This window comes from Dolichospermum circinale AWQC310F (assembly GCF_000426925.1).
GTDB classification, from domain to species: Bacteria; Cyanobacteriota; Cyanobacteriia; order Cyanobacteriales; family Nostocaceae; genus Dolichospermum; species Dolichospermum circinale.
In genome coordinates this window covers 55,551-65,023 of the sequence record NZ_KE384711.1, presented here as the reverse complement: position 1 = coordinate 65,023, position 9,473 = coordinate 55,551, and the positions used below count along the sequence as shown (strand labels likewise).

The 9,473-nt window shown below is 40.8% G+C and carries 9 protein-coding genes and 1 tRNA gene; 6 read left to right on the top strand and 4 right to left on the bottom strand.

Annotated elements, in window-relative coordinates; all coding sequences use genetic code 11:
* The first annotated feature begins 158 nt into the window (after positions 1-158).
* The 6 genes from rpsL (at position 159) to ACIR310F_RS0118455 (ending at position 6,388) form a co-directional block, all read left to right on the top strand.
* Entirely contained in the window at positions 159-542 is a 384-nt protein-coding gene (gene rpsL, locus ACIR310F_RS0118480; protein WP_028085100.1) for a 30S ribosomal protein S12, read from the top strand.
* A gap of 373 nt (positions 543-915) precedes the next feature.
* A complete protein-coding gene (gene rpsG / locus ACIR310F_RS0118475; RefSeq protein ID WP_028085099.1) occupies positions 916-1,386 on the top strand; it encodes a 30S ribosomal protein S7 in 471 nt (156 codons plus the stop codon).
* 317 nt (positions 1,387-1,703) lie between these two features.
* A complete protein-coding gene (gene fusA, locus ACIR310F_RS0118470; RefSeq protein ID WP_028085098.1) occupies positions 1,704-3,782 on the top strand; it encodes an elongation factor G in 2,079 nt (692 codons plus the stop codon).
* Between the two features lie 22 nt (positions 3,783-3,804).
* Entirely contained in the window at positions 3,805-5,034 is a 1,230-nt protein-coding gene (gene tuf, locus ACIR310F_RS0118465; RefSeq protein WP_028085097.1) for an elongation factor Tu, read from the top strand.
* A 179-nt stretch (positions 5,035-5,213) separates the two neighbouring features.
* Positions 5,214-5,531 carry a 30S ribosomal protein S10 gene (gene rpsJ / locus ACIR310F_RS0118460; RefSeq protein ID WP_015113498.1) on the top strand — a complete coding sequence of 106 codons (318 nt, stop codon included), beginning with the start codon at positions 5,214-5,216 and terminating at the stop codon, positions 5,529-5,531.
* Between the two features lie 206 nt (positions 5,532-5,737).
* Entirely contained in the window at positions 5,738-6,388 is a 651-nt protein-coding gene (locus ACIR310F_RS0118455; protein ID WP_028085096.1) for an LON peptidase substrate-binding domain-containing protein, read from the top strand.
* 12 nt (positions 6,389-6,400) lie between these two features.
* Here the strand turns inward: ACIR310F_RS0118455 and ACIR310F_RS27635 are convergent, their stop codons facing one another.
* The 4 genes from ACIR310F_RS27635 to alr form a co-directional block, all read right to left on the bottom strand.
* On the bottom strand, positions 6,401-6,679 hold the full coding sequence (locus ACIR310F_RS27635) for a WD40 repeat domain-containing protein (RefSeq protein ID WP_155963914.1): 279 nt from the start codon (positions 6,677-6,679) through the stop codon (positions 6,401-6,403).
* 162 nt (positions 6,680-6,841) lie between these two features.
* Positions 6,842-7,471, bottom strand: coding sequence for a 2OG-Fe(II) oxygenase (locus tag ACIR310F_RS0118450; RefSeq protein ID WP_028085095.1), 630 nt, complete (start codon positions 7,469-7,471; stop codon positions 6,842-6,844).
* Between the two features lie 206 nt (positions 7,472-7,677).
* A tRNA-Leu gene (locus tag ACIR310F_RS0118445) sits at positions 7,678-7,759 on the bottom strand.
* 371 nt (positions 7,760-8,130) lie between these two features.
* Positions 8,131-9,318: an alanine racemase gene (gene alr, locus ACIR310F_RS0118440; RefSeq protein WP_028085094.1), complete on the bottom strand. Its 1,188-nt coding sequence runs from the start codon at positions 9,316-9,318 to the stop codon at positions 8,131-8,133.
* Positions 9,319-9,473: the final 155 nt, after the last annotated feature.

The following is a 9,473-nucleotide window of genomic DNA, read 5'->3' as shown; positions in this document are numbered from 1 at the left end:
TCCCTGTTCCCTGTTCCCTGTTCCCTGTTCCCTGTTCCCTGTTCCCTGTTCCCTGTTCCCTGTTCCCTTCCAAAATAATTGACATAAAATCAGAAAAAATGATATAATTAGGATTTGTTAAAACTTAGATCATAAAGCAGCTTCACGCGCTGTAACTCATGCCAACAATACAGCAGCTAATACGTAGTGAGCGCGAACTAGCGCGTCAGAAAACCAAGTCCCCTGCTCTGAAAGAATGCCCTCAACGTCGAGGCGTTTGTACCAGAGTATACACAACAACACCGAAGAAACCCAACTCAGCACTCCGCAAGGTGGCAAGGGTAAGGCTTACCTCTGGATTCGAAGTCACAGCTTACATCCCAGGTATCGGTCATAACTTACAAGAACACTCCGTAGTTATGATTCGCGGTGGTCGGGTGAAAGACTTGCCCGGAGTTAGATACCATATTATCCGTGGTACATTAGATACAGCCGGAGTTAAAGACAGGAAACAAGGCCGTTCCAAATATGGAACTAAACGCCAAAAAGCAGGGAAAAAATAGGTAAGAGGCGGTTAATCGCGTTAAATACGGTTAATCGTCCTGACCAAAATTGCACAAGCAGAAATCAAGCTGTATCTGGCATAAAAACGAAGTTGCATGAGCTTCTGAGAATAATCCTGTATTTGAATAGTCGCCTTATGGCATTGGGAGACTTTAAACGAACGTCGAGGGAGATGGTAAGACTATTTCGATAGCACAACCCAATGAAGCGTTAAGCAATCCTCTCTCATGAAAGGAAGAGGAGGTATGTCAAAACTGATAGAGCCATAAACAAAAAATCAGGAAAATGAAGCGGCTGATCAAACCGCTTTTAGTCCCCTGTGTTCTGATAACATATAATTTCGTTGCCAAATTCCCTATTTAAGGATGAAGTATGTCTCGTCGTGGTGTTAGTCAAAGGCGGCCAGTGCCGCCTGACTCAGTGTACAATAGTCGCCTAATCAGTATGATGATGCGACGGCTAATGCGTCATGGCAAAAAATCAATTGCCGCAAGAATAGTTTATGACGCTTTGAAAACTATTGAAGAACGTACTGGTGGAAGTCCTTTAGAAACTTTTGAAAGAGCAGTACGGAATGCGACACCATTAGTAGAAGTAAAAGCTCGCCGAGTTGGTGGAGCAACATACCAAGTGCCAATGGAAGTGCGTACAGATAGGGGTACTACCCTAGCATTACGTTGGTTAGTACAGTATTCTCGTCAACGTCCAGGGAGAACCATGGCCGGAAGACTAGCAAATGAGTTAATGGACGCAGCGAATGAAACGGGCAGTGCTATTCGTAAGCGGGAAGAAACGCATCGCATGGCAGAAGCAAACAAAGCATTTGCACACTATCGTTACTAAACTAAGTAGAAAAGCGATATATCGTCCTTTACTGTTCGGTAATTCATATACAATGTGAATTATCTGATAGCGGGGCGTGGCAAGTCCATAGTCTTTAATCAAACTATTACTGACGTGAAAACCAAGCAATGATGGTGATAGTTTTTTCAGAGCAAAAAAAAGTGATATTGCGTTTGGCTAAAGCGTGAAAGCTTACTGAGGGATAACCGCTCCCATGCTCCCATTGAAGTAAGAAGTAAATGTCTAGCTTGGTCTAGGATTTATATAGCAGCAGTAATATACAAGATATCATAGGGCGACAACGATAGGAGGTAATAGTGGCACGCACAAACCCGCTAGAGAGAGTACGCAATATCGGTATTGCGGCGCATATAGATGCGGGAAAAACAACGACGACAGAGAGAATATTATTTTACTCTGGGATAATTCACAAAATTGGCGAAGTTCACGAAGGAACAGCCGTTACAGACTGGATGGAGCAGGAGCGGGAGCGGGGAATTACCATAACTGCTGCTGCAATTAGTACCAGTTGGAAAGATCATCAGATCAACATTATTGATACTCCGGGTCACGTAGACTTCACCATTGAAGTGGAACGTTCCATGCGGGTATTAGATGGTGTAATCGCGGTGTTTTGTTCCGTAGGTGGTGTACAACCACAGTCAGAAACAGTATGGCGACAAGCAGATCGCTATAAAGTACCTCGCATTGCCTTTATTAACAAGATGGATCGCACCGGTGCGAACTTCTATAAAGTGCATGATCAGATGCGCGATCGCTTACGAGCCAATGCGATCGCCATTCAACTGCCCATTGGTAGTGAAACTGAATTTAAGGGGATTATAGACTTGGTGCGGATGTGTGCATATAGGTACACAAACGATCAAGGAACTGATATCCAAGAAACAGAAATCCCAGCGGAATTGCAGGAAAAAGCATCAGAGTATCGGACAAAATTGGTAGAAGCAGTAGCGGAAACCGAAGATACTTTAATGAGCAAGTATTTCGAGGGCGAAGAACTGACAGAAGCGGAAATCCGTACTGCTCTACGGAAAGGGACAATTGAAGGGACAATTGTCCCGGTGCTGTGCGGTTCAGCCTTTAAGAATAAAGGTGTGCAACTCATGTTGGACGCAGTGATAGATTACCTACCAGCACCAACAGAAGTACCGCCAATTCAAGGCACACTGCTCAACGGTGATCCCGTAGAACGCCATGCTGATGATAACGAACCATTATCAGCTTTGGCATTTAAGATTATGGCTGATCCTTATGGTCGCCTCACCTTCGTTCGTGTTTATTCTGGTGTGTTGAAGAAAGGTAGTTATATTCTCAACGCCAGCAAAAACAAAAAAGAGCGGATTTCTCGGCTAGTGCTGATGAAAGCAGACGATAGACAAGACGTGGATGAACTACGGGCAGGTGATTTAGGTGCTGCTTTAGGATTAAAAGATACTTTGACTGGTGATACCCTTTGTGATGAAGGTTCACCAGTAATTTTGGAATCCTTATTTATTCCTGAACCTGTGATCTCGGTAGCGGTTGAACCCAAAACCAAGAACGACATGGACAAGCTTTCCAAAGCACTACAATCCCTGTCAGAAGAAGATCCCACCTTCCGTGTTCGTGTTGATCCCGAAACCAACCAAACCGTAATTGCAGGGATGGGAGAATTACACCTAGAAATTCTCGTAGACCGGATGTTACGGGAATTTAAAGTAGAAGCGAATGTGGGTGCGCCCCAAGTAGCTTACCGGGAAACCATCCGCAAATCCGTCGAAAAAGTTGATGGTAAATTCATCCGTCAGAGTGGTGGTAAGGGTCAGTATGGTCACGTAGTGATCAACTTAGAACCAGGCGAACCAGGCACAGGTTTTGTATTTGTTTCTAAAATTGTCGGTGGGATTGTACCCAAAGAGTACATAGGACCTGCTGAACAGGGAATGAAAGAATGTTGTGAATCCGGTATTTTAGCTGGATATCCACTCATTGATGTCAAAGCGACATTAATACATGGTTCTTACCATGACGTAGACTCTTCAGAAATGGCTTTCAAAATTGCCGGTTCTATGGCAATCAAGGAAGCGGCTACAAAAGCTTCTCCTGTCATCTTAGAGCCGATGATGAAAGTTGAAGTTGAAGTACCTGAAGACTTTATGGGAACTGTCATCGGTGACTTAATCTCCCGCAGAGGACAGATTGAAAGCCAAAGCACTGAAAATGGGGTTGCGAAGGTAGTATCGAAAGTTCCACTAGCAACCATGTTTGGTTACGCTACTGATATCCGGTCAAAAACCCAAGGTCGGGGAATTTTTACGATGGAGTTTAGTCACTACGAAGAAGTACCTCGTAGCGTGGCTGAAACTATCATTGCCAAAAGTAAAGGAAACGCTTAATTAAAAAAGGAAACTAGTATTCATGGCACGCGCAAAGTTTGAAAGAAATAAACCCCACATAAATATCGGTACTGTTGGACACGTTGACCACGGTAAAACAACTTTAACAGCAGCTATTACTATGACATTGGCAGCTATGGGTCAAGCTGTAGCTAAGGGTTATGACCAAATTGATAATGCACCGGAAGAAAAAGCCCGGGGTATTACCATCAATACGGCTCACGTTGAGTATGAAACTGAAAGTCGTCACTATGCTCACGTAGATTGTCCGGGACACGCTGACTATGTGAAGAACATGATCACAGGTGCGGCGCAAATGGATGGAGGTATCTTGGTAGTTGCGGCTACGGATGGTCCTATGCCCCAAACCCGTGAACACATCCTCTTGGCAAAACAAGTCGGTGTTCCTAGTCTGGTCGTCTTCTTGAACAAAGAAGATTTGATGGATGACCCAGAATTGCTGGAATTGGTAGAACTAGAACTACGAGAACTGCTTTCCAGCTACGATTTTCCTGGTGATGACATCCCCATTATCAAAGGATCAGGTCTACAAGCTCTCCAAGCAATGACCGCAAATCCCAAAACTCAACGAGGTGAAAATCCTTGGGTAGACAAAATCTACGAATTAATGGACGCTGTAGATTCTTATATCCCCACCCCTGAGCGGGCTATAGATAAGCCATTCTTGATGGCGGTAGAAGACGTATTCTCCATCACAGGTCGTGGTACAGTTGCCACTGGTCGGATTGAACGGGGCGTGGTCAAAGTCGGTGATAACGTAGAGTTGGTAGGTATTAAAGATACTCGCGCTACTACCGTTACCGGGATTGAAATGTTCAAGAAGAGTCTTGATGAAGGTCAAGCAGGAGATAATGCGGGTGTACTCCTGCGCGGTATCCAAAAAGCTGATATTGAACGGGGAATGGTAATCGCTAAACCAAAATCAATTACCCCTCATACTCAGTTTGAAGGTGAAGTTTACGTTTTAACTGAAAAAGAAGGTGGACGGAAAACTCCATTTTTCTCTGGCTACCGTCCTCAGTTCTATGTGCGGACAACTGATGTAACTGGTACAATCACAGCGTTTACCGCTGATAATGGTGATGCGGCAGAAATGGTGATGCCCGGAGACCGGATTAAAATGACAGTAGAATTGATCAATGCGATCGCTATTGAACAAGGTATGCGCTTCGCTATTCGTGAAGGTGGCCGGACGATTGGTGCTGGCGTTGTTGCTAAAATCTTGAAATAACACTCACCTTTTTGCTCTCATGACAAAGGAGCGGAGATAAACAATAAAATCTCTGCTCCTTTCTATTCCCAAAAACTATTTTGGATTTTAAATTTTAAATTCGAGATGACATCTAAAAATCTAAAATCTAAAATCTAAAATCTAAAGTCTAAAATTTACCGAACCTGGAAAACTTTGATATGGCCACTCTACAGCAGCAAAAGATTAGAATTCGTTTGAAGGCATTTGACCGTCGTTTATTAGATACATCTTGCGAGAAGATTGTAGACACAGCTAACCGCACCAACGCGACAGCTATAGGACCTATTCCTTTACCAACAAAACGAAAGATATATTGCGTACTCAGATCACCTCACGTAGATAAAGATTCCCGCGAACACTTTGAAACCCGTACCCATAGACGCATTATTGACATTTATCAGCCTTCCTCTAAAACTATTGATGCACTCATGAAGCTAGATTTGCCTTCTGGTGTGGATATTGAAGTCAAATTGTAAATTTGTCATTGGTCAGTTGTCAGTTGTCAGTGGTTAAGGAAAAAACAACGAACAACTGACAACTGACATTTAGTAAGCTCTGAGAAAATTTATCTCAGGGTTTTTTATGAGTCATAAAACATAATGATAAAATATAAACCAAGTCGGGAAAAATTAGAAAAGAATATAATATTTTAAGAATACAATTTATACTCAACTAACTAACAATGACATCCTCTTCTAAAATTGCAGTTCGTGAACTACCCCTGTTTCCATTACCTGAAGTAGTTCTATTTCCTACCAGACCATTACCTTTGCATATCTTTGAATTTCGCTACCGAATCATGATGAATACGATTTTGGAGAGCGATCGCCGATTTGGGGTATTGATGATTGACCCAGTTAATGGGACAATTGCTAACGTTGGTTGTTGTGCGGAAATTCTTCATTGTCAACGGCTACCTGATGACAGAATGAAACTATTAGCTTTAGGACAGCAAAGGTTTCGTGTTTTAGAATATGTCCGGGAAAAGCCTTATCGTGTCGGTTTGGTAGAATGGATTGAAGATCAACCACCAGCTAAGGATTTACGTCCTTTAGCATCTGAGGTAGAACAACTTTTACGGGATGTGGTTCGTCTTTCATCCAAATTAACGGAACAAAATATTGAATTACCCAATGATTTACCAGATTTACCCACAGAATTATCTTATTGGATAGGTAGTAATCTCTATGGTGTAGCCCCAGAACAACAAGCATTACTAGAAATACAGGATACAGTGGCTCGTTTAGAACGAGAAGCGGAAATTCTCACTTCTACTCGTAATCATTTAGCAGCGCGTTCTGTCCTTAAAGATACATTTAGTAATATGGGATAAACTGACCAAATTTTAGAAGTTCGGGATTTGCACAAAGCATCCAGTTTCTATGTTCCAAAATTTGATGGTATTATCCTCACTAAAGATAAGCAAGATTTTATCTATAGGATAAAAAGCAATATCCAATACATTTGTATTATATAATAATATCGTTTCTATACATTTTCTCGTGGATAGATGCAATATTTTAATTGTATTATCACTATAACAAGTGGCAAAGAGTTGGCCGTCAGGACTAATAGACGTTGCTATGATGGTGTAATTATGTCTGTTAGGTTGCGGTTTATTTATAGCGTTAACAAGCTATTATTTCAGCTTTGTCTAAGAGGTTGTTTGAAAAGTACGCCTTGCTCAATTAAACATCTCTTTTCCTTTGCGTATTGGCACAAATATGCCAATACGCAAAACATAATTAGTGGAAAACTTTTGAAACATCCTCTAAATAAGTTGGGGTTAAAAATTCAATCCATACTTCTTTTGTTTTTTGCCATTCCCTTGATTTACCCTCGACTCTAAGGTAAAATATGGTATTTCCTCAAGTTCATCTTCATTTAAACTATACTGTTCACAAACAAGACTTAAGCGATTTCCCGCAGTTGTAACAGCATTCACAGCATGAGTTAAATCACCCTGAAAATAAATTAAAGCATTGGTTTGGGGTTTAATTTGTCCAACTTGGCGTTTTTGAGATTTTAGCACCAATTCTCCTCCCTGCATATCCTCTGGTACACGCACATAAAGAACGCTTACAAATGCTGGTGGTTCAACAGTTTTACAATAGAAACGCAAAGATCGATCAATATGGGGGTCAACACGAGAACCCGCTTTAAGTAGTAAAGGATTCAGATAAAAAGCATTACAAGTAGGTAAAAGTGCTAAATCTAAATAAGGCTTAAAATAGGGAAATTTTTGGATAACTTCCGCTAAACCATGACGCTGAAACACCACAGAAAAGCCTTTAGTATTCACAAAATCCCGGTTAAGGTTATTAATAGCAAAATAGGGACAAGCTTGGATTTCTCCCCACAAGTCCTGAAGATATTGAAGAGGAAAGGCATGAGGATGCTGTTGATAGTATTTCACAGTCAGTTAAACTAATTTACATTGCAGAAGTTTTCATCTATTTATACCACACTCTAAGTTCTGTATTTTTTTCTTCCTGCGATACGGTAATATGCTTCATGTTCATGCGTCTATGCGGAAATATTACAATAGCTGTAGGAGAGATAGGGTAAAATAGCAGAAAAACCAATACTAATAAAGCACTGACCAAGATAGGGAATCAAAAGTGCGGATAAAAGGACTTGAACCTTCACTCCTTTCGGAACTAGAACCTAAATCTAGCGCGTCTGCCAATTTCGCCATATCCGCGTTGACATTTCATGATTCTAGCATAACAAATTATTTATGACAATAGGTAAAAAATTTAAATTTTAAATAAATTTAAAATTTAAAATCAACAGGATTGCTGTAGTCAGGACTTTAGTCCTGTTTTCGAGACGCTACGGAAACATAATCAGATAATTAGGGCTAAAGCCCGCACTACAAACAAAAAAGTATAATTTCTTGCAGAACTTCCGTAAGTTCTAATAAATTCAGAATTGGGCTATGTGATATTCATCTGTACTGCATTAATTTGTATGATTTTAGCGGGCAAGATGCCCGTACCACAATATCTAGCTAGATTAGGATTATCAAATTTAGATGCGTAACAGCTTAGTAATTTCTCCCCATATTCCCATTTATATGACAGTTACACGAGGTAAACGATGCTTAAAGCCGCACAGAATTTCCCAAGAAATAGTATTTAGGCAATTTGCCCAATTATCAGCCGATATTTGCTCTTTTCCCTGTTCTCCCAACAATGTAACTACTTCCCCCTCTTGTAAATCAGGTATAGAACTTACATCTAACATCATTTGATCCATTGTAATTGCGCCAATTTGCGGTATACGCTGTCCACGGATTAATACTTGCATCTTATTGGAAAGATTACGGGGTACACCATCAGCATAACCAATACCAACCACTGCCAGCCGCATTTCCTCAGATGCAATAAAATGATGACCATAACTAACTCCAGTCCCCGCAGTTATAGTTTTAACTTGGGTAACTCTAGCTTTAACTTGTAAAACAGGTTTAAGTTTAATTTGATTTTGTAAGTGAATAGCAGGATACAACCCATAAATCGCTAAACCTACGCGCACCATATCATAGTGTAATCCTCTATCTGTAAGAGTAGCCGCTGAGTTAGCTAAATGTAAAATAGGAATTTTGACATCTTGAGCTTTGATGTGTGCTATTACTTTTTCAAATCGTCTATGCTGTTCTGTCATCACCCTAGTATCAGGACTATCTGCTGTTGCCAGATGAGAATAAATACTAGTAATATACAAATGGGGTAATCCTTGCACCAACTGGATAAACTCTGCTGCTTCTTGCCAATTCGTGCCTAATCTAGACATTCCCGTATCCAATTTAATATGTACAGGTAAGGGTAAATTATAATTAATATCTTCTAATACATTAGAAAACTCTAAAGCTTGCTTAGGACTACACAATGTAGGCTGAAGTTGCCAATAAGCGATCGCCTGAATTTGTTCTGGTGTGTTGGTTGCCCCTAAAATTAAAATCGGGGCTTGAATACCATCTTCCCGTAATTGAATACCTTCGGGAACAGTCGCTACACCCAACCAACTAGCGCCCGCTTCTAATACAGTTTTAGCAACTGCTACTGCTCCATGTCCATAGGCATCAGCTTTGACAACTGCCATTAGTTGAGTACATGGAGATAAAAACTTTACCAACTCCTTGACATTATTAGACAAAGCCCCCAAATCAATTTCTACCCAAGCCCGCTGAGAAAACCAAGCATAAGCATCACGTTCTTGATGATCAGTAAAAATTGGGGTTTGTTTGCGATTTAACATTAGACTGCACTCCTATCACACCACCGAAAAGCTTCTCCCATCCCCTAGAAGCTATATCAATTTAATCAGGAAGTTTAACTTTTATCCGGTAATTTATACAAGACGGTGGCGTGAGTAATATTAGTGTGTCCGCATATTCAACAATTTTTCTTCAA